General features: G+C 62.8%; 17 protein-coding genes. 5 read left to right on the top strand and 12 right to left on the bottom strand.

Annotation, left to right across the window (positions count from 1 at the left end; all coding sequences use genetic code 11):
* Window positions 1-304: 304 nt before the first annotated feature.
* The 5 genes from ACN4E0_RS10480 to ACN4E0_RS10460 form a co-directional block, all read right to left on the bottom strand.
* On the bottom strand, window positions 305-1,132 hold the full coding sequence (locus ACN4E0_RS10480) for a hypothetical protein (protein ID WP_419567626.1): 828 nt from the start codon (window positions 1,130-1,132) through the stop codon (window positions 305-307).
* On the bottom strand, window positions 1,129-1,815 hold the full coding sequence (locus tag ACN4E0_RS10475; protein ID WP_419567625.1) for a hypothetical protein: 687 nt from the start codon (window positions 1,813-1,815) through the stop codon (window positions 1,129-1,131). The genes ACN4E0_RS10480 and ACN4E0_RS10475 overlap by 4 nt, the downstream gene beginning before the upstream one ends.
* A gap of 246 nt (window positions 1,816-2,061) precedes the next feature.
* Window positions 2,062-2,622 (bottom strand): hypothetical protein, encoded by a 561-nt coding sequence (locus ACN4E0_RS10470; protein WP_419567624.1) that lies wholly within the window; start codon window positions 2,620-2,622, stop codon window positions 2,062-2,064.
* The gene (locus ACN4E0_RS10465; RefSeq protein ID WP_419567623.1) at window positions 2,619-3,518 is read right to left on the bottom strand and encodes a hypothetical protein; all 900 of its coding nucleotides are present in this window, start codon (window positions 3,516-3,518) and stop codon (window positions 2,619-2,621) included. The genes ACN4E0_RS10470 and ACN4E0_RS10465 overlap by 4 nt, the downstream gene beginning before the upstream one ends.
* Window positions 3,519-3,606: 88 nt before the next feature.
* The gene (locus tag ACN4E0_RS10460) at window positions 3,607-4,494 is read right to left on the bottom strand and encodes an exonuclease domain-containing protein (RefSeq protein ID WP_419567621.1); all 888 of its coding nucleotides are present in this window, start codon (window positions 4,492-4,494) and stop codon (window positions 3,607-3,609) included.
* A 991-nt stretch (window positions 4,495-5,485) separates the two neighbouring features.
* Here ACN4E0_RS10460 and ACN4E0_RS10455 point away from each other — a divergent pair.
* Complete coding sequence (locus ACN4E0_RS10455) at window positions 5,486-7,879, top strand: hypothetical protein (protein WP_419567620.1); 2,394 nt, start codon at window positions 5,486-5,488, stop codon at window positions 7,877-7,879.
* 158 nt (window positions 7,880-8,037) lie between these two features.
* Here the strand turns inward: ACN4E0_RS10455 and ACN4E0_RS10450 are convergent, their stop codons facing one another.
* The 3 genes from ACN4E0_RS10450 to ACN4E0_RS10440 are packed head-to-tail and all read right to left on the bottom strand — an operon-like array spanning window position 8,038 to window position 9,979.
* The gene (locus tag ACN4E0_RS10450; RefSeq protein ID WP_419567619.1) at window positions 8,038-9,312 is read right to left on the bottom strand and encodes a Y-family DNA polymerase; all 1,275 of its coding nucleotides are present in this window, start codon (window positions 9,310-9,312) and stop codon (window positions 8,038-8,040) included.
* Window positions 9,309-9,710, bottom strand: coding sequence for a LexA family protein (locus tag ACN4E0_RS10445; protein ID WP_419567618.1), 402 nt, complete (start codon window positions 9,708-9,710; stop codon window positions 9,309-9,311). The genes ACN4E0_RS10450 and ACN4E0_RS10445 overlap by 4 nt, the downstream gene beginning before the upstream one ends.
* 35 nt (window positions 9,711-9,745) lie before the next feature.
* Entirely contained in the window at window positions 9,746-9,979 is a 234-nt protein-coding gene (locus ACN4E0_RS10440) for a hypothetical protein (protein WP_419567617.1), read from the bottom strand.
* A 638-nt stretch (window positions 9,980-10,617) separates the two neighbouring features.
* Between ACN4E0_RS10440 and ACN4E0_RS10435 the strand changes: the two genes are divergently transcribed.
* Window positions 10,618-11,313, top strand: a complete 696-nt coding sequence (locus tag ACN4E0_RS10435) for an SOS response-associated peptidase (RefSeq protein WP_419567616.1) — start codon at window positions 10,618-10,620, stop codon at window positions 11,311-11,313.
* A 6-nt stretch (window positions 11,314-11,319) separates the two neighbouring features.
* Here the strand turns inward: ACN4E0_RS10435 and ACN4E0_RS10430 are convergent, their stop codons facing one another.
* Window positions 11,320-12,117 carry a S1/P1 nuclease gene (locus tag ACN4E0_RS10430; RefSeq protein ID WP_419567614.1) on the bottom strand — a complete coding sequence of 266 codons (798 nt, stop codon included), beginning with the start codon at window positions 12,115-12,117 and terminating at the stop codon, window positions 11,320-11,322.
* A gap of 77 nt (window positions 12,118-12,194) precedes the next feature.
* Between ACN4E0_RS10430 and ACN4E0_RS10425 the strand changes: the two genes are divergently transcribed.
* Entirely contained in the window at window positions 12,195-13,130 is a 936-nt protein-coding gene (locus ACN4E0_RS10425; protein WP_419567613.1) for a DNA N-6-adenine-methyltransferase, read from the top strand.
* Between the two features lie 408 nt (window positions 13,131-13,538).
* On the opposite strand, the gene ACN4E0_RS10420 is transcribed toward ACN4E0_RS10425, so the two are convergent.
* From ACN4E0_RS10420 to ACN4E0_RS10410, 3 genes are read right to left on the bottom strand one after another with little or no spacing between them, the layout of a single operon-like run.
* The gene (locus ACN4E0_RS10420) at window positions 13,539-15,329 is read right to left on the bottom strand and encodes a UvrD-helicase domain-containing protein (RefSeq protein ID WP_419567611.1); all 1,791 of its coding nucleotides are present in this window, start codon (window positions 15,327-15,329) and stop codon (window positions 13,539-13,541) included.
* Complete coding sequence (locus tag ACN4E0_RS10415) at window positions 15,329-17,461, bottom strand: ATP-dependent nuclease (RefSeq protein WP_419567610.1); 2,133 nt, start codon at window positions 17,459-17,461, stop codon at window positions 15,329-15,331. Before ACN4E0_RS10415 ends, ACN4E0_RS10420 begins: the two co-directional genes overlap by 1 nt.
* Before the next feature lie 34 nt (window positions 17,462-17,495).
* Window positions 17,496-18,380, bottom strand: coding sequence for a 3'-5' exonuclease (locus ACN4E0_RS10410; protein WP_419567609.1), 885 nt, complete (start codon window positions 18,378-18,380; stop codon window positions 17,496-17,498).
* Window positions 18,381-18,710: 330 nt separating this feature from the next.
* On the opposite strand from ACN4E0_RS10410, the gene ACN4E0_RS10405 reads away from it, so the two are divergent.
* Together ACN4E0_RS10405 and ACN4E0_RS10400 are read left to right on the top strand one after the other, a co-directional pair.
* Window positions 18,711-19,022, top strand: coding sequence for a hypothetical protein (locus ACN4E0_RS10405; protein WP_419567608.1), 312 nt, complete (start codon window positions 18,711-18,713; stop codon window positions 19,020-19,022).
* A gap of 251 nt (window positions 19,023-19,273) precedes the next feature.
* Window positions 19,274-25,480 carry a DUF3320 domain-containing protein gene (locus ACN4E0_RS10400; RefSeq protein WP_419567607.1) on the top strand — a complete coding sequence of 2,069 codons (6,207 nt, stop codon included), beginning with the start codon at window positions 19,274-19,276 and terminating at the stop codon, window positions 25,478-25,480.
* Window positions 25,481-25,546 lie beyond the last annotated feature (66 nt).

Genomic DNA, 25,546 nt, shown 5'->3' with positions numbered 1-25,546 from the left:
AGCGCGATCTCGCTTGCGCGATAAAATGGTCGGGGAGAGAGGATTCGAACCCAGAATAGCTCTCAGCCGCAACCGCAGATTTCCGCGGGTTTCGCAGGATTGCCTGCATCTTGTGCAGGGGTTGTGTGCGGTTGTCCAGTGTCCGCTTATCGGTGTCTACAACGTCCACAACGAGCAACGGGCTGCTCGCAGTTCCGATGAGCCTGGTCTGCTGTCCGACAGGCGAACGACTGGAACGGGGCTTCGCGAATGCGGACGCAAAAAAGGGGGCGGGGCGGCCGCAGCAGGCCGCCCCAGTATCGTTTCATTCGCCACCGATCTCACGATCGGCGAACGCGAGCTGCATCAGGCGCTCGCTTAGCGCACGGGCGCCCTGCCGGTAGGCAAGCTTGCCCCAGTCCGGCCACCGGTCGATCCGCTCGTGAAGCCAGAACAGCATCCTGTCGCGCGCGTAGTCGTCCGCGAACGTGATGGACCACAGAACGCGTGTGAGGGGGATGTTCGGTCCCAGTTCCACTCCTGCCAGTACGATCGCAGGCTGCCCTGCGATGTCCTTGCGTCCGAACCGGTATTGCAGGTGCAGGGTCGCACGCTCCTGAGCCGCGATCAGGCGATCCCGTTCGTCCTGGTCCGGCGTGCTCGCAAGACCGTGGAACGATTTGAGCGTGGGCAGCCCGATCGCGAGCGGCGCCGCGTCGGGACTACGGGTGGAGGCGAGCATGAGCAGCACCGCGTGGCCCTCGGGGGACAGCTCGGCGTTCGGATCGGCCACCGTCTGCGGCATCAGCAGCTTCTGGCCGGCGAGCCAGCTGAGGTAGTGCCGGCTCCGGTCCCAGCTGCCGAACAGGTCGAGCGCGCGTTCCTCGGTGTGGATCACGCGGCGATCGAGCGAGACCAGCGTGGCGAGCATAAACTCGAGCTCTTCGTTGCGGGTATCGTCGCGCGGGATCGGTGCCATTCCAAGCCGCGAGACCCAGAAGTATTCGCGGACGCTGCGCCACCGCTGGCCCGTGTGGTCGGTCAGCGGCGGCAAACCGTCGAGTTCGCCCTGCGCGACGAGCCAGTAGCCCCAAGGCAGGTTGGGATTGAACCGTTCGGTGTAGGGGATCTCGTCCCAGTCGCGCGCGCTCACCGGAGGCGCTCCGGATCGAGACCGACCGGCGGCGGGGATGCCGGATCGAGCTGGATGTCGCTGTCGCTTGTGCCATCGACGGCGGCCCTGAGCTGGCGGGCGAGCCTGCAGGTCTGTTCGTAGACATAGGCGAGGTCACGGTAGACGCGGCCATTTTCAGCACCAAGGTCGTTCGCATTAACTCGACGACCGGGGATCAGATCGTGGTTCCGGTCGCACAGGAACCCGAACCACCAGAGCGGTTGGTGATTGCTATGGCCGTCATCACCATCCTCGCTCCGGCCGGGGCGTTTCGGAGCAGCCGCGATCGGATGGCAAATGGTGATCTCCGCAGGCCCGTCCTCACAGGGCGCCGCGTAGTCGAGCCCGCCGTGCGGGCTGATGCCAAGCGCACCCGGCACGGCGTCGACCTCAAAGCCGAACAGGGGATGATCCTCGCCCACTCCGACATAGCCTCCCAGCACCCCGTCCTGCTGCCGTAGGATGGTGCATGCGAGACCTGTAGAGCCATCGACCCAGGCGAGCTTGTCCGGCTCCTCCTGCCACGGTCCGTCGCCCGAAGGATGGCGTGCAGGGACATGGAACACCTGCGTTGCATCGATCTGCGTGCTCGCGATGGGGTAGGTTCTGGTTTCGCCGACCGGCACGAGCGCCTGGCTGGCTGTGGTTTTCTTCTTGGCCATTTCGATAAGTCCTTCTGATAAGAAAAAAGCCGCTGTCCCGATTGGACGAGCGGCTGCTGATCGCCCGCCAGATGGTGGGCGCGGATGGCACGGTAGATTGCGAACGACAGGCCGTGCCGGCTCCCGCCGTTCTGCTGGATCAGGTCATCTTTTTTCCTCCCTCTTCATTCCATCGTCATCGTCGTCATCACGGCTGCCGATCTGATCGACGCTCCACCGCTGCGGCGAGGCGATGCTGCTTGGCTTTCAGAGCGGTGCGTTGCGCGCTCGTTCGATCGCGCGCCACGCTTCCCATGCCGAAGCCAGCCAGTCGCGCTGCTGCGACCAGCAATGGGTCCACAGGAAGAGAAGCCAGAGCGCCTGCGCATCGCGTGCGGCTTTGGCTTCCAGCGTCGTCCACATCGGGCCGCTCTCGGCGACGATGTCATAGGCGGCGGCGACCTCTGCGAGTTCGCGTTGTCCGCACGGATGGCAGATCGTCGTCAGATCGGGCCGGTAGCGTGCGGCCAAGCCCGGCGGGTAGGGCGCCAGCGATTCATGTGGCAAAGCGCTGTGCCGCTTCGCGTGGTCCGGCATGCGCCGGGTATGCGACAGCACCGTCGCATCGCGCGGGATCCGCTCGGCGATAGACCGGGTGATCTCGGCTTGCGTCTCGCCGGATCCGAAGGAACGTCGATCGAGTTCGAACCGCGCGCCGTTCGACGGGTCTGTCCTTACCAAGAGCAGGGCGGCGCCCGGCGTCTCGCCGCGCTCGATACAGACCGACACCAGAATGTGGGGATGCGACCTGCGGCGGTTCACGATCATGCCGCCTGCTCCATCCGGTAGACATTCCCGCGCAATGCGGCTTCGCGCAGCCGGTCACGAGCCCACGGCTTGAAGTCGCGGATCACGAATGCGCTGTCCGGACAGACCGCCAGTGCCGCATCGGCGATAGCCATCGCGCTGCGCTCCCGGTCGCAGCAGATCTCGCCCGTTGCCGCCAGCCAGCGTAGGCCGATGATCGTGGTGGTCATGACGTCGGCGAGGACGTGATCCTTAACGTCGTTCCACTTGTCGGCTTCGACCAGTTTCCCGATGGCTTCGGGCGGCGAGGGCTTGGCAGGTATCCCGCACCCCGCGGCATACTCGTCGAGATGGACCGCGTCGGCCTGCACTGCGGTCGAGCGGCACAGGTCGATCCGCTCGCGGGCATGAGGCGAGGTGTCGAGCAGATGGGCCGGCAGGCTAAGGCCGTGGCGGGAGGCCTGGTACCGCAGCACGGCGAGGTCGCGTGCCTCTCCGCCCCAGGTCAACATCCGCGCATCACGCCCGATCGCATCGAGTGCATCGAAGAAGCCGCGCAGGATGTCGGTCTCGGTGTAATCCGCGAGCGTCATGACGACCGGTTCGCTGATTTCGGGAAGGTCGCTCTGGCCGTCGAACCGCACCACCATCCAGGCGGCGGCGGCAATCATGTGAAAGGGCCAGCGGATCTTCTCTTCCTTGCGCCGTCCGCGCTGGTCGTATTTGGGCTCGCGGCCGTAGGCCCATGCCTCGTGTGCTTCGCGCCGGAACTTGTACTCGAAATCGCAGACGAGAAAGACGCGCGGACCAGTTGCCTCGTCCTGCGCCCGCGCGGCGAGCCAGGCGTTTGCCTGCCGCTCGAGCGTGCGCTCCCATGCGGCAAGATCGGTGGCGATGGTGTGGATGTTGTCGGTCATGTGTTTTCTTCCTGTGCAGATGCACGAAGGCCCGCCGGTTCGGGCGGGCCTTCGCGAAGGTCGTGATGGGTGGATTGGTGAGCTGCGATCAGCGGTGCCGTTCGTGCGCGGTCATGGTGCTCAGCGTGGGCTCCGGAAGGCCGCTGCGATAGAACCAGGCCCGTTCGTGATCGACGAGTTCGGGCTCGATCTCCTTCTCCCAGACGCTCGCGCTCGCATTCCAGCGATATTGCCGCGCTTTCAGCAGATCCTTCTTCCCGATCGGCGAGCCGGTCGCGTGCACAAGCGTGGTGGTCCGGTCGGCTCCTTCCAGCAGGCGCTTGAAGTGGGTGCGTTCGGGATCGGCACCCCAACCGCTGCGACGCTGCTGGAGAAGCCAGAAGAGGCTCCAGACATCGTCGCCCGCGCGGTGGGCGGTGCTGTGCCAGCCTTCCTGTGCCAGGAGCCATTGCTGTGCGCGTCCGTCCATACCCGCGCGCAGCCAGTCGATGTCCTTCATCGAGCAGCCCCAGGCGGCACCGGCGATCTGCGGATAGCGTCGTTCCAGCCAGGCGATCTCGAACGACGCATTATGCGCTACGAGCAGGTCCGCACGTTTCAGCATTGCCAGGACCGTATCGTCGGGGATCGACTTGCCGATCAGCTGGTGGTTCGCAAGGCCCGTGAGCCAAGTGATGCGCGGGTCGATCATGATGCCCGGATCTTCCTGCCAGACGCGCGGTGCGGCGTGGTTCACGACCTCGCCATTCTCGTCCACCCAGACGAGCATGATCGCGAGTTCCATGATGCGATCGCTGGCGGGATCGAGACCGGTCGTTTCCAAGTCAATCAGCGCAAGGCAGCGCGCATCGGGAGGCGTGCCTTTTGGCGCATTGAAATAGGGCCGCGGCACCGCGCGCAGGACGCGGTAATTGCAATCGGTTGCGAGGCGATGCGCGAGTGTCTCGCTGTCAGGATTGAGATGTTCGGTTTTCATGTAGACTTGCCTTTCGGTTCGTTGCCGAACCGGCGAGGCGAGAGCCGAGCGTTTACACTCTTTTCCTTTCACCCTGCCGGTTCACCCGACAGGTCTCCCTAAAGCGATCGAAAAATTCCTCCCGGCCCGCAGCTGTCAGCGCAGGGTCCGCAACCTTCCAAGGCGTCGCGACGCCGCCCCAAGGACGATGGTTCGTCCGCACAAAATGCCGCGCAGGATTTGGCCTATCGAATGAATCGATACCGTCGACCGGATGGGAGGCTGGAAGAGGAGGACGGCTGTGGCCGGACGACGTGTGAGCGTAGCGAACTACTCCTTGCAGCCCGGCACGGGCGGAAAGGCGCAACAGACTGGCTGAACCGATAGGTGCGGCAATTCTGTGGTATTGCGCCTCAAACAGGGGTGGCATTTTGCACCCCTTTTTGAGGTATTGCGCCTCGAAAATTCACCGCGATTGTTAACCTAAATCAGGTTCGCGGTGCCGGGTTTCGCCGGTCTCGGTTCAATTTCCATATGCGAGAGCATCTGGGTGCCTTGTGATTTTCGGCATTTGTTCCGCCTGAAACGGTCGGAAACGGGAAGTCGGATGCTCTCGCATACTCCCTGAATACAGCGCATTTGCGTCATTTCCCGTGAGGGTCGACAGAAAGTATGCGAGAGCATCGGGTCTGGGGACACGAACACACCGAAATGCCGATTTTTGGCGGGTGGGGAACTTTATGCGAGAGCATATGGAGAAACACATAAAACCGGGTCTTATGCGAGAGCATCGGGTCTGTGGACACGCATTGAATGGCGGAAAACCGTCGATGAAGATGATATGCGAGAGCATTGGGTAAATTTTTAAATTGCTCGATTTAAATATTGAAACACGGGTGGACCCAATTCCGAGCGGATTGGTGTCGATTCAAGGTGCTTATGCGAGAGCATCGGGTGTTGTGATTCGGTCTGAAGCCCCTCGAACGGGACCGAGTTTGATGCGGGATTGATGATGATCGAAGAGAATTCTGACGAAATTTCCGGAACCGATGAGGGTGCGGAAGACACCTCGGACGCGATGTCGAACAGCAATCCGGAGAGCCTTCTGGAGTCGCTCGAACCCTTTCCGGAGGATGCACTGAACGCGTCTCCGGAGATGGAAGAAGAGGCGGTCCCGGCAGCGGAGAAGCGGCGTGCGAAGCGTCGTCGACAGCGCATGATCGAGGACCTGGCGAATATCTATGGGCTGGATGATGAGGATGCGATCCAGACCATGACGCTCATCGACGAACTGCTGCCGGAAAGGGCGCGCATGTCCACCGCGAAGCATGTGGGCCAGCGTCTCGAACTGGCGATGAAGGGCCTGAAAGACCGTCATCCGAGACTGCTTTTCACCCGGGAGGGGAAGGGGCTCGATGTCACGGATCCCTCGCGATACTTCTATCCGACGGGAGCATTCGCCAAGCTGCTGGACGATGAGGAGGGCATCCTGCGTGCCATCATCGTGAACCGCCGCGCCCGCGCCGGTGCAGAACGCATGGCACGGGAACATGATGCGGTGGAGGAACTGCTTCTGACTGAATACGTCCGGCGTTCCACGCTGGTAGAGCAGTGGCGGTATCTGCTGCCGAAATACATGCTGCCGTTCTTCTCCATGATGGAAGCGGCGGGTGTGAAGGCGGATCAGGCCCGGGTCGACACGGCGCTCTTCAACCGCATCCGGGACGTCATCGTGGAGTGGTCGGGTGGCATGGTCTCGCGTGAGGACATCATGTCCGCGGCGCGTCGGACGGAGGAGGAGTTCCTCCATGCGCTGAAGGATGACGATCCCTCCGAGACGCGTAAACCGGTCGAGGAATCCTTCGATGAATACCGCGAGAGGTTGCGCTTGGCCTTGCAAGAGGCGCGTGCCGACCTGGCGGGTTTGGACGATCTGGGCGCCGAGGAGAACGACATATCCGAAGCGAGGATACGGGTCGATCATCTGATGAGGGCGATCAGTATTGATGCCGGGATGGATGCCGCAGGGCGGCTCGTGTTTCCTTCGCTGGGCACTTTCATGGAAGCGATCGCTGCTCGCTCCCGTGCTGGCCGCGGCATCGTGACCGAGGATTTCGGGCATGCCGATCAAGATGGATTTGTCGCTGACGAGGATGCTGTAACGCTAGTCGCGAACGTGTCCTTGGATGGGGCGGTCGAAGACGGAGGGGATGATGACGTTACCCGGGCACGGGAGCACGTGGTCGATGCCGATGTCGATAATCTGGTTGACGTAGCGATTGATCCGACCGGGGACGTCTATGCGCAGGCGGAGGTCCTGAATGGGCCTTCCGCGGAGGATTACGGTCCCGACATTCCGGACGACCTGTTCGGTCCGGAAGCTCTGGTTGCAGATGATGATGATCCGGATGGGAAGGGTTCGCCGGGGCCCTCGGACGACGATCATTCCTTCGCTGATGCCGGCACCGTAGCCGGAAGCGGTGGTGGTCTGGAGGATGGCGCATCGCGGAAAGAAGAGGGCGGCGAGGTGCTCCCTCCCGTGGGTGAGGGAGCACCAGCATTCGATCTTTCGGGCGTGACGAACTGGCCGTCGGAAAACATGGAGGTGCGGCGTATCGCTCCGGGGTTGGCGAGGTCGACAGGTCTATCCCGCTCGACGTTCGACAGGCCCTTTACGATGTGGCGCCCGTCCACGGAGCCGCCACCGTTCTGCTTCATGGGCTTCCGATTGCAGCCGGATATCTCCGCACGTCAGGGACGGGAGGGCCCGATCGAACCGGTCGATCTGAGTCGCCTGGAGATCGGGGATGGTCAGTGGAAGGCGGCGACGGTGCCAGGGTGTTCACGGATCTTGGGTCAGTCCCATCCGCTTATGCTTCCCCCGCATTCGAGGCTCAGCTGGTATGGTAGGAGGCTGGGCTGGAGCGAGCTCGACATCCGTTCGCTGGACGACTTTGGCTCCCCTGCCAAACCGGAGACGGTGGCCCCCAAGGGTGATGGCGGGAAGCTGGCAGACGCTATGCGAGGGGTGGCCGCTATGCGCCTGGCCGAGCTGGTCCAGAGGGTGCCCGGGCACTTCCTCGCCGACACAGGGGTTGGTGCCGAGCGTCGTGCCGAGGCCGTCGAGGATCTTGCTCGTTACTGGATCTTCGTGCTGCTGGCTCGGCATGATCAGGCGAATTTCGACCAGATGTTTATAGACGGGTTTTTTCAGGGGATCCACGGTCCGGATTTTGTGGTGGATGCTGCGGGTGCCGCCGATTTCGGTGCAGCGGACCGGGGAGGACACATCGGTATCTTCTCCCCTAATCTTATCAGGAAGCTGCCACCAGTTGTTACGGGCGAGCCGTTTCGGGGGGCGATCGGTGCGGGCGTAGTGTCCGGTATGAGGCGTCAGGCTGTGTAAACCATCCTTGCACCTTGGCATGATATTGGAAGGGGCGGACCCGTCTGCTGGGTCGGGCCCTTTTATTTCGTCTCTATTCTGGTGGAGACGAGCTGTTTTGTCTTCCTGCGCTCGGGTTGTATCGGTGCGCGAGGACACCAGTCGGGCGTTCAAGATTATCAAGCCGCCACCCGCGGCACCTCATCGATCCGCGTCGTCCAGGCCGGCGATTTCATATCGGCCCGCGTCGTCCAACTGCGCTTGAATCCCTGCACGCCGGGCACAACCGTGAACTTTCCGTAGCGCGTGTTGATGGCATCGAGCGCATCCATAAGCCGTTCGCGGCGCTCGATACCGTCGGCACATTCGAACAGCGTGCGCGGTCGAAGATCAGCGCGCTCAAGGTGTTCAATCATGATCCCGGCTTTCGTATAGGCGAACCCATCACGCCATGCGGCCTCCGCACCGCGCCGGGCTGCCGCGATCAGCAGGAAGCCGTCATCGCTCATCGGATGTAGGGTGAGCGTGCGGCTGGCGCTGTATTGCGGGCGGTCTGGACGATGGCGGTTGGTGTGGAAGAACACGGTCAGCCGTCCGGCGACCAAGCCATGCTGGCGCAGCTTCTCTCCTGCTCGCATGGCGTATTGCGCAATTGCGCCCATCAACACCTCAAGTGTCGTGATTGGCGTGCCGAACGAGCGGGTCACCGCCATGCCCTTGCGCTGCGGTTCGAGCACTTCCACCACTTGCGCAGGGACGCCGTTAAGTTCAGCGACGAGTCGCCCCAGCACCACTGTGCCGAGCCCGCGAGCCTGCCGAAGTTGCATGTCGCGAAGCTGGCCGGCGGTATGGATTCCGAGCGCGGCCAGCTTGCCTGTAGTAGCGCGACCGACACCCCAGACATCCCCAACCGGGAACCGGTCCATGACCCAGCGTGCAATGGCAGGATCGCGCATGTCGGCGACCCCGCCGAAGATAGGGTTTCTCTTCGCCACGGCGTTGCCCAGCTTCGCCAGAGTCTTGGTCGGACCGATACCGACACAGGTCGGGATCGTCGTCCACTGCTCGACCCGCTCACGCAGCGCCTGGCAGTGGGCGACCAGATCGCGATCCTCGAATCCGGCAAGGTCGAGGAAGTTTTCATCGATCGAGTAGATCTCCACGTCGCGCGCGAAGGGCTCGATCGCGGCGAGGATGCGGCGCTGCATGTCGCCGTAGAGCGCGTAGTTGGACGAGCGCACCGCGATACCGTGCGCCTTCACCTTATTGCGGATCAGATGGATGGGGTCGCCCATGCGGATGCCGAGCGCCTTGGCTTCGGCGGACCGGGCGATGGCGCAGCCGTCGTTGTTCGACAGCACGATCGCGGGGACGCCGCGCAGCGAAGGATCGAACGCGCGCTCGCAGCTGACGTAGAAGTTGTTCGCGTCCTGAAGCGCGATGGCGCCGGTCATGGGTAGCGGCGGGCGAGGCCGACGACCACACCCCAGATCTCGACATACTCGTCCACCAATGTGTGCGGATAGCCCTCGGCCTCCGGCACCAGCCAAAGCCGGTCGTCCATCTTCCGCAACCGCTTCAGCGTGCGTTCGCCATGGACCAGCGCAACCACGATCCGGCCCGGCACCGGCCGCTCCGCGCGGCTGACAACGATCAGGTCACCGTCGGCAATACCCGCGCCTTCCATCGAATGACCATCGACCCGCATGACATAGGAGGCGGCCGGCTTCTCCATGAGCCAGGCACCCAGATCGATCGGCTCCTCCATGTCGTCCTGCGCGGGCGATGGGAAACCGGCCGGAGTGCTGACCAGCAATAGCGGCATCTCGCGCGGGACTGCGGTCCAGTCCAACTGGGTTAGGCGAATGGCGGGCACGGGGACTGCGCTCAGTCGAAAGCGAACGCGCGTTGCTGGCGCAGGGTGTTCTCCTCGCCGGGTAGCTCGCGTTCGAGCAGCGTCAGAAGGTCCCAGGTCGCATCGCGCAGTTCGATCAAGCGGGCAAAGCTATCGCTGTCACGCTCCGCAATTTGGCAGCGATCATATGCGGTGCGGACTTCGCGGATCATGTCGATCCGAAGCTGATCGGGGTTGCCGGACTGCTGCGTCGAATCATCGGTCATGCCGGAACATTATGGGAACATTCGGTGGCTTACAAGATGTCCGGTGTGGCTGACGGTGGCGGAAGGACCGGCATCGTTCAGCGCACTTCCAGCTATTTACCGCGCATTAGCGGTTCAGGAGGCGAGGTAACCGTAGGCCGTCCCACCGATCAGCAGGATGTAAAATCCGACCGACAGGCTCCAGGCACCGAGAGACCTCAGCCGCTTAGCCACCGCGCGTTCCGCAGCGGTGATTTAGCCAATAGCGATCCCAGCGTAGAGCCGTGCCGCTGGCGACCATCGCACAGCTAATGTCGCCACCGAGAGGCGACACGCACCATGCCGCAGTCCGATTGCCACCGCCGCCGCCGACCGAGAGGCAGTGCATTGCGGGGCCCTCGACGAGCGTGTGCCCGTGTCGACTAGTACCGACCGGGCGACCGAGGAGAGCGACCAAGGCGCGTTTCGCTTCTTCGGCGGAAGCATCGGGGCAGGGCTGATTGGAGCGGCAGGTGCCGTCGCTCTCTCGCGCGGCGATCCCGCTCAGGCGAAGACGCGGTCCCTCTTCGCACCAGACCGGACCGTCGCCATCCCACACGTGGGTGGGCGTGCACTCGAAGGTCGTGCCGGGAGGCACGACCGCGACGGAAGCCAGAAGCGTGAGCCAGATCATGGGTCTTGTATTCCGTACTGTCGTACGGAGAACAAGCACGTTCGGCTATCGCCGCGACCAAAGACTTGGCGCCTTCGGCGATCAGAGCCATACGGGATACATGTGCAACCTCTACCGCATGCGGGCCAGCGTTGATGAACTACGCCAGGTGTTCGGCGCGTTCGACGGGGATCGATCCAATCTCGGACCGCGCGGCGAGATCTACCCCAGCCAGAAGGCGCCAGTCCTGCGACTGATCAAGGGGATGCTGACGCTGGACGAGATCGAATGGGGCGTGCCGCCGCCGGCGAGCGCAAGCCGACCGGTCACAAACGTCCGCAATCTCTCCAGTCCGTTTTGGCGACCGATGCTGACGAACCCACAGCAGCGCTGCCTCGTCCCTTGGACGCAGTTCTGCGAGTGGACCGGACCAAAAGGATCGAAGCGCAAGGTCTGGTTCGAGCGAACCGACACGGGAGTCTCGGCGTTCGCAGGTCTGTGGCGAAACACAAGCGAAGGGCCGCGGATGGCGTTCCTCACCACTGAAGCGAACGACACCGTTGGCGCGATCCATCCCAAAGCAATGCCGGTGATTCTTGAGGCGGACAGCCACGAGAAGTGGCTGAACGGTGACTATGATGTGGCGGCCGGACTTGCGCTGCCGTTCGACGACTCACGCATGGTGACAATAGAAGAAAACTGAGGCCAGCTACTCGCCTGCGAATACCCAGTCGAGATAGGCGGCAAGGCGCACGCCGCCCTGCTGCAAACGCCGCTCGGCAATGCCGAGATGCTTATACTGATAGGCGTAGCCAAGCCGCGGTGGCTCAGAGCCATCGGTCTCGGGGTAGATCGTATCGCGGATCGCGGTGCTCTCGCCAATCCAGACCAGCGGATCGAAAGTCCACCATTCGATAGTCTGTTCGGGCGTGATGCGGCGACCGAGCCAGTTGGAGTATTCGGTATAGGAGAGGTTGCGGCTGTCGATCAGACGGCTGTCCCAAACCGAATGCAGGTTCGTCGCATCGCCGAACCAAGTGACGCGCACGTCGTTGGCGCCTCGGTCCGTGCCGTTTCCGTTATGGAGCGGCTGATGAAGATCGCCGACAATATGGACAATGAAGTGCAGCGCCAGCGCCTTGTCTTCACGGCTCGCCGCCGGATTGCGCAGGGTGTCCGTGAATCGCTGCAGCGCGGTGAACGCATCCCCTTCGGGCGGCGCGCCGACCTCGGTATAGGCCTGCCCAGCGGGTACGGTCACATAGTGCCATGGGCCAGCCTCTTCCTGCCAGAACTGGTTCGGGTTCGATCGCTCCTCGTCTGCCCACGTCGACACTTCGGCGAGGTCCTCGCTGCCGAGGATGATTTCGATCTCGGCGCGTGTCCTGCCGCTGATCCGTTGGTCGGCGAGCTCGCCAATCACCCGGTGCCCGGTCTGACCCCACGCCTGCGCGGCGCTCGGAATGCAAACGGCAAGCGCGGCGCTCGCTATAAGAAATACCTTCATGGCCGGAAGCGATAGCCCGGTTCGGTTGCGGTTGCGAGACTACGGCGGCGAGATGGAGCCTCGCGGAACGGTCGGTCTTGTCCAATTGCTCGCCATGCAGCATCTCTCGGATAGAATATGATGGTGGGAGACATCCGATATTACTCGACGATCTGCGGAACGCCCGGCGCGACAAGGGCTGGACCCAGAAGACGCTTGCCGACCGTTCGGGAGTGAGCGAGCAGGCAATCTATCGGCTCGAGCGCGGCATCGGTTCGGTAGCGACGCTGGACGCGGTCATGACCGCGCTGGAGTTCCGGCTGACCGGTATCGGACCCGGGAGAACGTTGGCGGAGCAGTTCCGCGCTCGTCGTCTCAAGCGCGGAATCGCACTCGATGCACTGGCGGTCAGGACTGGCCTGACCCGCAAGACGATCTCGAATATCGAGAAGGGTGGCGGTTCGATTGCCAGCCTAATGCGTTTGATGGAGGCACTGGCTCCGAACGCGAAGCGCCGGGCTCCCGAACGCGCCTACTGGGGCCAGGGAGACAAGGAGGACCGCGATAGCCGGTTCACGCCACCCGAGTTCATGGAGAACATCTACGCGGCATTCGGCACGATCGATATCGACCCTTGTGCACACCGGCTCAGCCCGGTCATCGCGAAGCGGCGCATCTTGCTGGATGAGGGCGGCGACGGGCTAATCGACGACTGGTCCGGCCGGCTGGCGTTCGTCAATCCGCCGTTCTCCGCCCAGCTGAAATGGCTGCAACGCGCGCACGAGCAATGGCTGGTAGGAAACGTCGAAGCGGTGGTGTGTCTCGTTCCTGCCCGGACGGACTCGGTCTGGTTTCACGATACTCTGACCCAAGCTGCGGACATATGCCTCCTACGGGGCAGGGTGCGCTTTCTGGACCCACGGGGTGGGGCCCAACCAACACCATTCTCTCTCATGCTGGTAGCGCTCGGCGTGACCGCGAAAGAGAAAGCAGCGTGGAGCGATCTGGTGAGCGGATACTGGTTAGCTCGTTAGCAATTGAGACTCGCTCGATCGACGGCATTCTGCTGCAAAATGGCGCACTTGTTGGTTTAGCGTTCGCTGATCCTAATTTGGGCCAACCACCGCAGAAGGTGAAGCGAATGCTGACTTCGGTACAGCTCGAAATCGGTCTTTCGCTCGCAGCCTGAGGTTCGGCGGGTGCTGGGCCGTTAGCCGACAGGCAGCTGTTGGTTTACAATCGCAAAAAGCTGCCTTCTGCGTGGAACGCCCGACTGTTAATGGAGTGGCATAATGTGGGGAGTTTGGGAGTGAAGCCGCTTCCCCACGGCTGATCATGGGGAGCGGATTCTTGACCCGGCAACATGCGTCGCTCGATGCCGGGTTTCCCGCAGTCGGAAAGCGGCGGTGCTAATTTCATGCGAGCACGAGCCACAATTCTAGCTAGGGTACGAGATCGTACGCGTGTGTGCACGCGAGGAGCACATCGGTTGGATAATATGGGGCGCGACGATAGTTCATGCGCCCCGTTTCCGATATCAAATGGAGGTTCTTCTTGGCGCGCGAACAGATTACATAAAGCAGCTTGTTGGCCGCAGCGTGCTTATCCACCTCGCTATTATGCGGAACCATCCCCTCGAGAAGGCCGAAAGCAATCACGGCCTCGAACTCCGCGCCCTTAACGCCGTGTATGGTAGATACAGTGATCCCGGTCTTCTCATCGAACACCTTCCGGAACATCGCGACCTCGGCGATCGCAGCGGCCCCGTCCGCCACGAGTTTGTCGATCCGGCGCTGAGATGCTTCGACGAACGCGTCATAATGCTCGACCAGCATCGGAAATGCTGTGCGATCGATCTCGAGCGCCGCGAACAAGGCGTCGAAGCACTCGAGAAGATAAGCAAGGCCGTCGGTTTGGGTCGAGGTGATGGCGTTAGACGTGCGCAGCAACGACTTTCGGGAAATAGCGGATGTGGACACGCCGGCCAGATCGAGCGCGGCGATCACCTCGCCTGCCCAGCGGTAGCGTCGGATATAGAGTTGTGGCGATGCCTCGGTTAGGACGATCCGCGACAGCTTGTACCAGAAATTGTCGATGTCACGCGCGAACGGAACCATGCCGGGACCGGCAAAGCTGTATTCCGGGAGTGCGGCCACCAGCTGACGCGTCATGCTGGCGAGCGGAACCCATTGCGGACCGACAATGCAGACTTCGTGCGGCGCAATTCCCTCGGTCACGATATTGTAGCGGATGAGGCGGACGAGTTCGTTTACCAAGGCCGTGCGGTCGGTCGAGCAATCAAACGAGATTACACTAGGGAACGCTTTGAATTTGCCGTCCGCGGTGATCTTCGAGGTCAGCAGATTGAATTTCTCGAAATAGCCGACGATCCGGGCCGACGACCGGTAATTGCGTGACAGCTCAAGCTCCTTGAACGTCAGTCCGCAGAGCGAGCCAAACTCTTTCGGCGTGATCGCGTAGCCGCCTAGCGACCCGTAGATCGCCTGATTGGGATCCCCCACGATGAAGGCCTTCGCCTTTCCTTGCCCGGCTTTCAGGATTGCGCCGAGAATCGCGTACTGGATTTCCTTGGTGTCCTGATATTCGTCAACCAACACGGTTGCGAATATCGAGCCGAGCAGCACAGAGATTGATGGTACATCGCGGATTAGCTGATAGGCATACCAGAGGATCAGCTCGAAATCGATCTGACGGTTGGCTCGCAAGTCCCGCCAATATTGCTTGAGCAATGCTAGGACGTGCGGTTGCTTGCGCTCCCAGCAGCTCAGGACACAACCCGACGAAGTAAAGTAGTGATTGCAATCAAACGGGCTCAGTCGGGTCGCGGCCCGCCCGCACAGCGCTTCTTGCGCACGCTCGGTGTCGTGGGCGTTGATCACTCGGAAGCCGTTCTTCAAGTCGGGATGGTATATCGCGTAGGGCCGCAAGATCCATTCGATGCAGAAGGCATGGATCGTGCCGATCCAGAGCTGGCTGGTGTCGACGCCGAGCTGTTCGATCCGTTCGTGGATCTCATCGGCAGCGCGGTGCGTGTAGGTGATTGCTACCACGCGCTGCTTGTCGGACGTCAGCAAAGAGAGCTCTCGCGCGATCTTGTAGGTGAGCGTCCTTGTCTTGCCACTACCCGGGCACGCCGTCAGGAACACGCTGCCCGGCGTCTCGATCGCCGTGACCTGCTCGGCATTGAGATCATCGGGCGCCCAGACGAACACTAAAAGCTCGCCAGAACAGCGTTGATGCGATCGCTCGGAAACGCGGTCAGCATCTCGGTGCGGATCGTGTCGAAGTCGAGATCGCCGGCGCAATACTGCCGGACCTTAGCAAGCATCGGCTCGACGTCGGCGAGCGGTGTTCCAGAGTCGAGTTGCATTCGCAGCCGATAGTCAAGGATACTGGCGAAGATCTCGGGTGACACCGGCCGGTGCGCTTGAAACAGCGCGTCGAGGATGTAGTCCGGCACCTGCACGTCGGGCGCAATCGCCTTGGCGAGGATGATTGCGAACCATCCTTTGCCCTTGTTTTCGGCCATCGTGAGCATGCGGGCACCGTAGCGCGCGACCTCGCCGGATTCGAGGTCATCCTTGGCGGACGCAATTGTCAGAGCATCGCTGTAGACATCGTCTAGGATGGAAACCACAGCGGCAGCATTCCCGGCCTTTATGAAATCGACCTCGAACGTGTGCTCTGCGAAATGCGCGCTCAGCCAGCTGTTGCCCGTACAGAAAGCGGTTAGCCGCGTTTCCCGCCTCGCTCCTGAGGCTTGCGAGGCAAGAGCGCGCTTCTTGGCCTTCGCTAATTTCGCACTGTCGAGCGGATCCGTAGTGACGTCGATGAACGCAAGATCGCGATCGGTAATGATCGCGCAATTCTTGCGTATGCGGCGATCGTGGAACAGGATCGCGACGTTCTCGAAGCCGGTACTGCGAATGTTAATCAGGCTGATGCCCAGTTCGTCGAGGCTGAGCCCGAGCAGTTGCTTGATGAGGACCGGGATCAGGATTTCCTCGGCGTCGCCTTCGACAAGAAGCACGCTCTTGGCGAACAGGAGATTGCTGCGCACGGCGTCTAGGTAGCGTTGGATCGTGCGGATCTGCCCCGGGTCGAGCTCTGCCGAGGGTTGATAAACCTCGCAGGCGCTGCCGCAACGGCCGAGAATATTGATGTTCTCGACGTTGCTAACCTCGGAGATGTAGGTCGAATGCGTCGAGTAGATGATCTGGGTCTCGTCGTAGTTCAGCCGGTCGAACAACGTCTTCTGGATGTGAGTGTGGATGTGCGCCTCGGGCTCTTCCACCACGAGGAAATTGGCGAACGTCTGTTTGACCTTCTGATATTTGAACTCGAGCAGTTTGAGGGTGAGGTAGATAAGATTGGCGCCGCCGAGGCTCAGCTCGTGGATGCCGCCCTCATAGCCGATCTCCGCTTCGCCGACGAACAACTTGAGCGACTGGAACAGCCGATCTGCCTCATCCGACAGGTCGGAGCGGATCGACAGCGACTTGGGCGAATATGTCTCGCCGGCCGCGTCGGTAATGGTATCGCGGATATCAGTGCGGATCGCGCGAACGTCATCGAGGTCTTGGATCGCTGAGTTGAGATTGCTGACCAATTCGGTGATCGGCTCGAATGCGGTGGGATCGATCTCTCCGCTCTTGCTCTTTAGCAAGGCGAGCAGCGGATTGGTGCGGTTGTTCTGAAATTCGGCAACGACATCACGCAGCGCCTGGATAAATGTAAAGCCGATCTCGCGTGAGAGCGAGAAGGAGCCGGGGACGATGCCGCCAATTTCCGCCGGCGTCATCTCAACCGGAAAAACGACGAGGTCGAAATCCCCGACAAACCTTTTATAGGTGGTCGGATCAGTGAGATCGGCGCTGCTTTTTCCGGTGAAGATCGTTTCATAGTCGGCGAGCGTGATCTCGCTGCGGATCGCTTCCAGCCCGGCAGTGTCACCGGTTTCAAGCTCGGCGAGCTTGAGGCGAATCGCAGCATTGGGGCGGAAAATCAGATTATAGGTCGCACGGTCGATGTGGGAGCCGCTGATGTTGCCCGCCCCATGTAGAAACAACGACTGGATCGTTTCGTCCTGCGATACATCGGAAAATTCGAGGCTGATGACAATCCAGTGCCCGCGCCAGTCGTCGAGCCCGCGATGGAAGTCCTTATCGTCGAGCCGATAGGCCATGCGAAGTAAGCTGTCGTCGAGCAAAAGGCGGATCGCGCGGAAGACATTGGTCTTGCCCGACCCATTCTCCCCGATGATCGTATTGACGCCCTTTTCGAACGCGAGAGTGGCGCGGCTGAAGTTGCGATAATTGACCAAACGCAGTTTCGAAATGTGCATTCTTCCCCCCGGATTCGGTGCTTCGATACAATGCTCAGATGCGGTCGGAGAACCGGTTGAACGCGGTCACTTCGCGCACCGGCAAATCAACCTCCCGCAGATAGATTTCCTTGCAAAGAAAGCCGATTTCCGCCTCCCGCTGACCGTCATCGACATCGATGTACCAAGCGCGCGGATTGGGATTGTCATCGCCATTCCAGCGATAGCCCCGGGCCTTGAGGACATCCTTTAAGTCGAAGGGCGAGTTCTCCGCCCATATCCGCCAACTCGGACGCCTCGCCTTTTCCAACATCTTTTCCATTGCCGGCACGCCGCTTATCGGCAGCGGTGCGGCGAGTAATTCGATAGCGGCCCGACAATCGTGAACGGCTCTATGCCGGTCGTAGAAAAAGCCGGCACCGGTGGCTAGATAGGCAAGCTTTACCCCATCATGCCCTTCGTCGATCCAATCGACCTGCGACATCGAACAGGCCCAGGGCTTGAACACGAACACATCGCTCAGGCGTTCGAGAAAACGCCGATCGAAACTCGCATTATGCGCGATCACGAGCGAAGCTCGCTCGACTAGTGCTCGGACCGCGTCAACATCAATTCGCTTCCCGGCCACCATCGCGTCGGTGATTCCGGTCAGTCGTGTGATTGCAGGCGGGATCGGCGATGTCGGCTCCTGAAACCGCTCAAACGGTAGACCAATGTCGCAGATAAGTCCGTCTGGTAGATAGCTGAACGGGATCATGCCGAGTTCGATGATCTCGTGTTGCGTCGGGTCGAGCCCGGTCGTCTCAACGTCGACAAATAGACCAAGCTTTGTTGGCGCGCCCCGCGAATCGTTGATGCGGAGCCGCGTTTGTAGACGGCGTTGTACGCGGTACTGCCCACTTGCCTTTAAGGCCGCCGCCATCGCTTCAAAATCGTGCATTCGGCTCCCTGCCCCGTTTAAAGTCATAGCCGATTTTACGAGCACAACTATGATTTTAACGCCGATACTCCATGGTTAAACCTGTCTCGACCTTCGCGGTGGCTTTGAGGCTGTAACGGCAGAAGTTAGGAATCCAACTTAAGCGATCCAACGGCTGAATTTGGGGCGCATTTCGGACCGTCGCTAGCTGACCGCGAAGATCGTCAGCATTTTAGTAGATCGTTGACCAAGTCGCTCGGAGCGTTGAATGGGCGGCGATGCTTCTGGCGGTCATGATCTGGCGTGGCCCTTTCAAGCGCCGTGTCCGAATAGCAAGGGTAAGGAGATAGGATGACGAAGAATGCTGGTGATCTCTACATTGAGATGGTCAAAGTGATCAACAAGGCCGCAACCGATCACAACATTTATGATGTGCCGAAAGCCGCAGAGGCCGCAGGTATGGCGGGCGGCGAGACAAAGTCTGGCGGTTTCAGCCAGCATTGGGATTTTAGCTACGAGGACGAGCACGGCGACAAAGTGGAGGTGAATTGCTATTGGCGAGACAAGTCAAAGCCATTTTCAATCCAGCCAGACCATCACGTTATGTCTGTTAAGCTTAGCGGCTCCCATACGGCCAGCCACACCAACACCTACGACGAATAAAGAGATCGACGGAAGGGCGGTTTTTAGGCGCAACTTCGCGGCGGCTAAACGACCGACATTGGGGCGCTTTGCGGTCAGTCTGAAACTGGGCTGGTTGCACACCGTCGGCTCTGAAACGATTAGGCGCGAAAGCAAACGCTCTTTCGAATGCTTAGGCGAGTCGAAAATCCCGCCCTTTAGCTTGTGACCGTGAAATTGCTTCACGGATCGTAAGGATCGGCTGGCTAAATTCGATCAACGAATTCTATGCTATGAAGCCTTATCCGGCGGGGCTTAGCCCGAACTCTATGGAAGATGCGAATGCTGGACGTGAGGAGAATTTTTCCCTCTTATACAGTAATAGCAGGGGGATGAGTGTGGCAACCGATCCGATTCGACCAGTGGAAGAACAGGCCGCGTCTGTACTTCAAAGCAACCTGCCCGTTCACGAAAAGCTCGATCGGGCGCGAACCGAGCTGCTCGATCTTTCCGCACGAAACAGACTACTCAATATGCCTCGCGGCGCGCGGGGTGCGAAGTCCGTCACGATCATCGACGAACTCAGCGACGAGGTCTACGCGGCCCTCGTGGGCAAGGGCCGTCCCTTCACCTTCCTGCCCGGTCGGTCGGAAGCGGGCGAGGGCGAGGCGCCGGAAGGCGACGAGCTTCCCGAGCTCGCCCAGCCCGAGGATGACGAGGTCGACGAGAACGGGGTGGCCGCGCGCCATACCGACACGAGGCTCCAGACCCGGCTCACCCCGTCGGGCCTACAGAAGCGCCTGCTCGAGCTGTACTTCGACGCCCGCACGCTGGAGGAGGAGCAGGGGGTCAACATCCTCTTCCTGGCCCTCGGCGCGCTCAAGTGGATCGACCCGAACAATTCGGCCAACATCCGCCACGCCCCGCTGATCCTCGTCCCCGTCTCCCTCGAACGCGGCAACGCGGCGGAGAAATTCAAACTGCGCCTTCGACAGGAGGAGGTCGCCTGCAACCTCTCGCTCGAGGTTATGCTCGACCGGGTGCACGGCATCAGGCTCCCCGAGTTCGATGCCGACGACGACTTCGTGCCCGGGACCTACTTCAACCAGGTCGCCGATGCGGTCGCCTCGAAGGAGGGATGGGAGGTACTGCACGACGAGATGACCCTCGGGTTCTTCTCCTTCGCCAAGTTCCTAATGTATCGCGACCTCGATCCCGAGACCTGGCCGGAGGGCCGCTCGATCCTGGATCGTCCACTCGTGCTCGGCCTGCTGCGTGACGGTTTCGAGGCATCCGAGGACATGATTCCCGAGGACGCCAACATCGACGGGCACATCACGCCGGCCGACATGCTGCACATCGTCGACAGCGACAGCAGCCAGGCCCTGGCCGTGCACGAGGTCCGCCGCGGCCGCGACATGGTCATCCAGGGGCCGCCCGGCACCGGCAAGAGCCAGACCATCGCCAACATCATCGCGGCCGCCATCGGTGACGGGAAGCGGGTCCTGTTCGTGGCCGAGAAGATGGCCGCGCTCGAGGTGGTGAAGCGCAGGCTCGATGCGACAGGCGTCGGCGACGCCTGCCTCGAACTCCACAGCAACAAGGCCAACAAGCGCTCCCTCCTCGACGAACTGCGGCGGACATGGGAGCTCGGCGCGCCCCGCCGCAACGACATTGGCACGCTGCACACCCGTCTCGAGGAAGCGAGGGATACGCTCAATGCGCACGCCCGGCGCATGCACGAACCGCACGAGCCGTCCGGGCTAACGCCCTTCCAGGCGATCGGTCAGCTGAGCCGCCTGAAGCTCGAAGGGGAACGCCCCAACGACATCGCGCTCGAGGGCGCGACCGGCTGGTCGAAGGACGAGTTCGAGGCGCGGCGCGGGGTCATCTCCGAGCTGGTCGAACGCATCGAGGCCGTGGGCACACCGTCGCTGCATCCCTGGCGCGGCGTCATGCTGACGCGTGTCCTCCCCAACGATGCGGACCGACTCATCGAACGGGTCTCGGATCTCCACGGCCGTCTTGGCGATCTCGCGCGGAGCGCGGACGAACCGGCTACGCGTTTCGAACTTCCACCCCCCGAGACGCTCGAAGCACTCGATACGCTGGCCGAACGCGCCGCGCTCCTCGCAAAAGCTCCCGACATCGGCGCGGCGTCCCTCGCCAGCGCGGCCTGGAGCGAGCGCAAAGACGACGTACTCGGCCTGCTCCGATCGGGACGGCGCCATCGCGAGATCCGCGAGGGGCTGCGCGATGTGGCCACCGCCGAGGCCGATGACGAGGACCTCAGCCAGGCGATCGAAACGCTCGACGAGTTGCCTCAGCAGCTGGATACCGACGCCCTCGAACGCTTCGAGGAACTCGAAGCTAGGCTTCCCGCGCTGCGCCGGGAGGCCGAAGGCTTGGCGGCGAGCATCGGCCGCGAGCAGCCGACGACCCTCGACGGGGTGGAGACGCTCGTCGCCGTAGCCGAACGAGTGGGCGCAGCGCCCGACGCGGATCCGGCCGCCTTCGCCGCCGACCTGTGGGACGGCGGCGTGGACCGAGCGACCGATCTCGCCGGACACGTGCGCGAACTTGAGGAGGCCCGGGAGCGCATCGGCGACCGCCTCACGGACACGGCATGGGACCTCGACCTCGCGAACGCCAGGGCGGTGCTCGCCTCGCACGGCACCGGCTTCATGCGGTACTTCAGCGGCGAATGGCGCAGCGCGAACAGGCTGGTGCGTTCGGTCCTCGCCGATCCGAACACAGGGCTCGAGGAGACGCTCGTGCTCCTCGACGCGGTCACCAAGGGGCGCAAGGCCGCCGCACTTGTCTCGTCCGAGAACGAGTTCGGAGCCAGCGCCTTTGGCTCGGGCTGGCGCGGCGACCGCTCGAGCAGCGCGTCGCTCCTGTCGCTCGCCGAGTGGATGCGTTCGCTCCGTGGCCTCGGCGCAGAACCACGCCTCATCGCCTCGCGCGGACCCGACAGACGCGACGTCGCCGAACGCGCACGGCGCACCAGGCTCGCTATGGACGAGGTCGGTACGTTGGCCGCAGCGGTCTGGGACGATCTCCGCACCGGTCCGCCGCCGGCCCTCGCCGGGGCCACGAGGCCGGGCGACATCGACCTGCCGGGCCTCGAGACGCTCTCGGGCCGTGTCGCGGACCCCTGCGGGAAGGGACGCCGCGTGCTCGCGTCGATGCCCCAGGACGTGGCGACCTTGCGGGACCGCTTCGCGACGATCGACGAAGGGCAGCGGCTTCGACGGGACCTTGAGGCGGGCGAATCGCTCGGTAACGAAGCCTTCGGCCCGATGTGGCAGGGTCCCGACAGCGACTGGGACGTCCTTGATCGTGCCTACGGGTGGATCTCCGAGAACCCGGAACTGCGGCATCTCGCCAGCAGGATCGACGACCGCGCCGGGATGGACCGGCGGGTCCGTGACCTGATCGCAAGACGCGACGGGCTGGTCGGCGACATCGAGGCGGTGTGCGAGACCCTCGAGCTCGACCGCGAGGCCGCGTTCGGGACGATTGACCCGGCCGCCGTGCCCCTGGCCGATCTCGATGACAGGCTCGGCGAATGGTCGCACTCCGGCGAGGAGCTCTTCCGCTGGGTCGCCTATCGTGAGCGCGCTGAGCGCGGGCGCGCCCTGGGCTGCGCGGACGTCGTCGACCGCCTCGCCGACGGACGACTGGTTCCCGGTTCGACGATGTCTGCATTCGAGATGGCCTATTTCGAGGCGGTCTACGCCGACATGGTCGAGCGGGACGAACAGCTCGGGTCATTCGACGGGACTCTCCACGGCCGCCTCGCGCGCGACTTCGCCGACATGGATCTCCAACGAATCGAGGCCGCCAGCTACGAGGTGGTGAAGAAGCACCACGAGGCCGTGCCGCCGAGGGACGGCGGATCCGTGGGCCCGCTCGGCGTGCTGCGTTCCGAGATGGCCCGCAAGCGCGGCCACATGCCGATCCGCAAGCTCATGGAGCGCGCGGCACCGGCGATCCAGGCACTGAAGCCAGTGTTCATGATGAGCCCGCTCTCTGTGGCGCAGTTCCTCGCGCCGGGGGTCTTCGACTTCGACCTGCTCGTGATGGACGAGGCGAGCCAGATCCAGCCGGTCGACGCCCTGGGCGCGGTCGCGCGCGCCAAGCAGGTCGTGGTCGTCGGGGATCCCAAGCAGCTGCCGCCGACCGCGTTCTTCTCCAAGCTGACGAGTGGCGGAGACGACGAGGACGACGGCGATGATGCGGGGCGCGTCGCCGACATCGAGAGCATCCTCGGACTTTTCACCGCGCGGGGGCTCCCGACCCGCATGCTGCGGTGGCACTACCGCAGCAAGCACCAGTCCCTCATCGCGGTCAGCAACCGGCAGTTCTACGAGAACAAGCTGTTCATCGTCCCCAGCCCCTACACCGCGGAGGCGGGCATGGGGCTGCGCTTCCATCACGTGGCCGACGGAATCTTCGATGCCGGGGGGACCCGAACGAACCAGGTCGAAGCGCGCATCGTGGCGCAGGCCATCGTCGCGCATGCGCGGTCGAACCCGCAGCTCTCGCTAGGCGTCGCGGCGTTCTCGGCGGCGCAGCGCCGGGCGATCCTCGACCAGCTCGAACTGCTGCGCCGCAACCTCCCGCCGGAAGTGGAGGCGTTCTTCCAGGCGCACCCGTCCGAGCCGTTCTTCGTCAAGAACCTCGAGAACGTGCAGGGCGACGAACGCGACGTCATCTTCATCTCGGTGGGTTACGGTCCTACGGTCCCCGGAGGCCGCGTCCCGATGCGCTTCGGTCCGCTCGGCACCGATGGGGGCGAGCGCCGCCTAAACGTGCTCATCAGTCGCGCCAAGCAGCGCTGCGAGGTCTTCGCGTCGATGACCGACGAGGACATCGATCCCGACTTCGCCCAGACGCGCAAGGGCGTCTTCGCCTTCCGCCTCTTCATGCACTACGCTCGCACCGGACGCATGACCATGGCCGAGAGCACCGGACGCGACCACGATAGCGTGTTCGAGGAGCTGGTCGCCAAGGCCCTGCAGCAGCGCGGGTACCAGGTGCATCGCCAGGTCGGACTTGCCGGATTCTACATCGATCTCGCGGTGGCGGATGAGAACCATCCCGGGCGCTACCTCGTCGGTATCGAATGCGACGGTGCCTCCTACCACGACGCGCGCTCCGCACGGGATCGCGATCGCCTGCGCCAATCGGTCCTCGAAAGCCACGGATGGACGATCCTGCGCGTCTGGAGCACCGACTGGTTCCAGAGGCCCACCCAAGAGACCGATCGTCTCGTCGCCAGCATCGAAGCCGCGAAGGAGGAAGCGGCAGCTTCCCAAGCCAAGGGTGCGCGGGCCGTTCCCTACGAGATCGTCACGATCGAGCGGGAGGACGTCACGGAGATTGGACTCGAGGGGGCCGGTAGCGGCCCCGCCGCCAGCGTCTACGTCGAGGCGGATCCATCCGTCCCGTCCCATCTCAACTGCGAACTGCACGACGCGCCCTCGGGCACGCTCGCAGCGATGGGCGAGGAGATCGTGGGCATCGAGGGCCCGGTCCACGTGGACGAGGTCGTCGCCCGCATCCGCAGCGCCTGGGGCCTCAAGCGGGCCGGCGCGCGGATCCAGCAGGCCGTCGAGAGCGCGATCGCGGGCCCGGTGCGTGCCGGACGCCTCGCACGCTCGGGGGACTTCCTCTCGGTCCCGGGCAGGATACCGGTGGTCCGCGACAGGTCCGACGTCGCGTCCGCCACACTGCGCAAGATCGACAACCTGCCGCCTGAGGAATTGGAACGAGCGATCCTCGATGTCGTCTCGGCGAACTACGGGGCGACCGCTGACCAAGTCTGCCTTGCGGTGTCACGAGCTCTCGGGTTCAAGTCCACAAGCGCGCAGTTGCGCACCGCGATTGACGGCGCGGTCGAGGCCGCCGTGGCAAAGGACTGGCTGGTGCGCCGTGACGGGCTGCTCGTGGCGGGGGACGCTGCGCCGGCCCCGTCGCCCAAGTGTCCCGAACCGTCCCCGCTGGCGCACCTGCTCGAACAGGACGAACACGAGGGACTCGAGTTCAAGGAGACGCTGCGCTGGGACGTTCGCGCCGGACAACCGAACAAGAAGCTCGAGGACGTCGTGATCAAGACGCTTGCGGGCTTCTCGAACCGGGCAGGGGGCACGCTCCTGATCGGCGTGACCGACGAGGGGGAGCCCGTGGGTCTCGACCGGGACTACGCGTGCCTCGGCGGCAACCGCGACAAGTTCGAACTGCACCTCACGAACCTGATGGCGAAGCACTTCGGACACGCGGACCGCGCATCCAGGATCAGGGTCGGCTTCGCCCGTCACGACGAGGCGGAGGTCTGCCGGATCGACGTCGAACGCGCGCGGCAGCCCACCTTCGTCTCGACCGCCGATCGCAACGGCGCGGTCGCCGAACGCTTCTTCGTGCGCTCCGGGAACTCGACGCAGGAACTCGCGCCCAGCGAGTGCGCCCGCTACATCAGGGAACACTTCGAATGATCGGAGCCGGCGGCGTGCCGTTGGTCGGGGGGCTGGGGACCTAGAAGGGGCTCGCCGGGCCACCGT

Origin of the sequence: Qipengyuania sp. (assembly GCF_048550555.1) — a bacterium.
Taxonomy (GTDB): Bacteria; Pseudomonadota; Alphaproteobacteria; order Sphingomonadales; family Sphingomonadaceae; genus Qipengyuania.
The sequence above is the reverse complement of the archived record's forward strand: the minus strand, read 5'-3'. Positions and strand labels throughout refer to the sequence as shown.

Coding starts and splice junctions, on each gene's coding strand:
- ACN4E0_RS10405 (WP_419567608.1), top strand. CDS start 18,711: ATGACGAAGAATGCTGGTGATCTCTACATTGAGATGGTCAAAGTGATC.
- ACN4E0_RS10470 (WP_419567624.1), bottom strand. CDS start 2,622: ATGATCGTGAACCGCCGCAGGTCGCATCCCCACATTCTGGTGTCGGTC.
- ACN4E0_RS10400 (WP_419567607.1), top strand. CDS start 19,274: ATGAAGCCTTATCCGGCGGGGCTTAGCCCGAACTCTATGGAAGATGCG.
- ACN4E0_RS10465 (WP_419567623.1), bottom strand. CDS start 3,518: ATGACCGACAACATCCACACCATCGCCACCGATCTTGCCGCATGGGAG.
- ACN4E0_RS10440 (WP_419567617.1), bottom strand. CDS start 9,979: ATGACCGATGATTCGACGCAGCAGTCCGGCAACCCCGATCAGCTTCGG.
- ACN4E0_RS10410 (WP_419567609.1), bottom strand. CDS start 18,380: ATGCACGATTTTGAAGCGATGGCGGCGGCCTTAAAGGCAAGTGGGCAG.
- ACN4E0_RS10475 (WP_419567625.1), bottom strand. CDS start 1,815: ATGGCCAAGAAGAAAACCACAGCCAGCCAGGCGCTCGTGCCGGTCGGC.
- ACN4E0_RS10455 (WP_419567620.1), top strand. CDS start 5,486: ATGATCGAAGAGAATTCTGACGAAATTTCCGGAACCGATGAGGGTGCG.
- ACN4E0_RS10460 (WP_419567621.1), bottom strand. CDS start 4,494: ATGAAAACCGAACATCTCAATCCTGACAGCGAGACACTCGCGCATCGC.
- ACN4E0_RS10415 (WP_419567610.1), bottom strand. CDS start 17,461: ATGCACATTTCGAAACTGCGTTTGGTCAATTATCGCAACTTCAGCCGC.
- ACN4E0_RS10450 (WP_419567619.1), bottom strand. CDS start 9,312: ATGACCGGCGCCATCGCGCTTCAGGACGCGAACAACTTCTACGTCAGC.
- ACN4E0_RS10430 (WP_419567614.1), bottom strand. CDS start 12,117: ATGAAGGTATTTCTTATAGCGAGCGCCGCGCTTGCCGTTTGCATTCCG.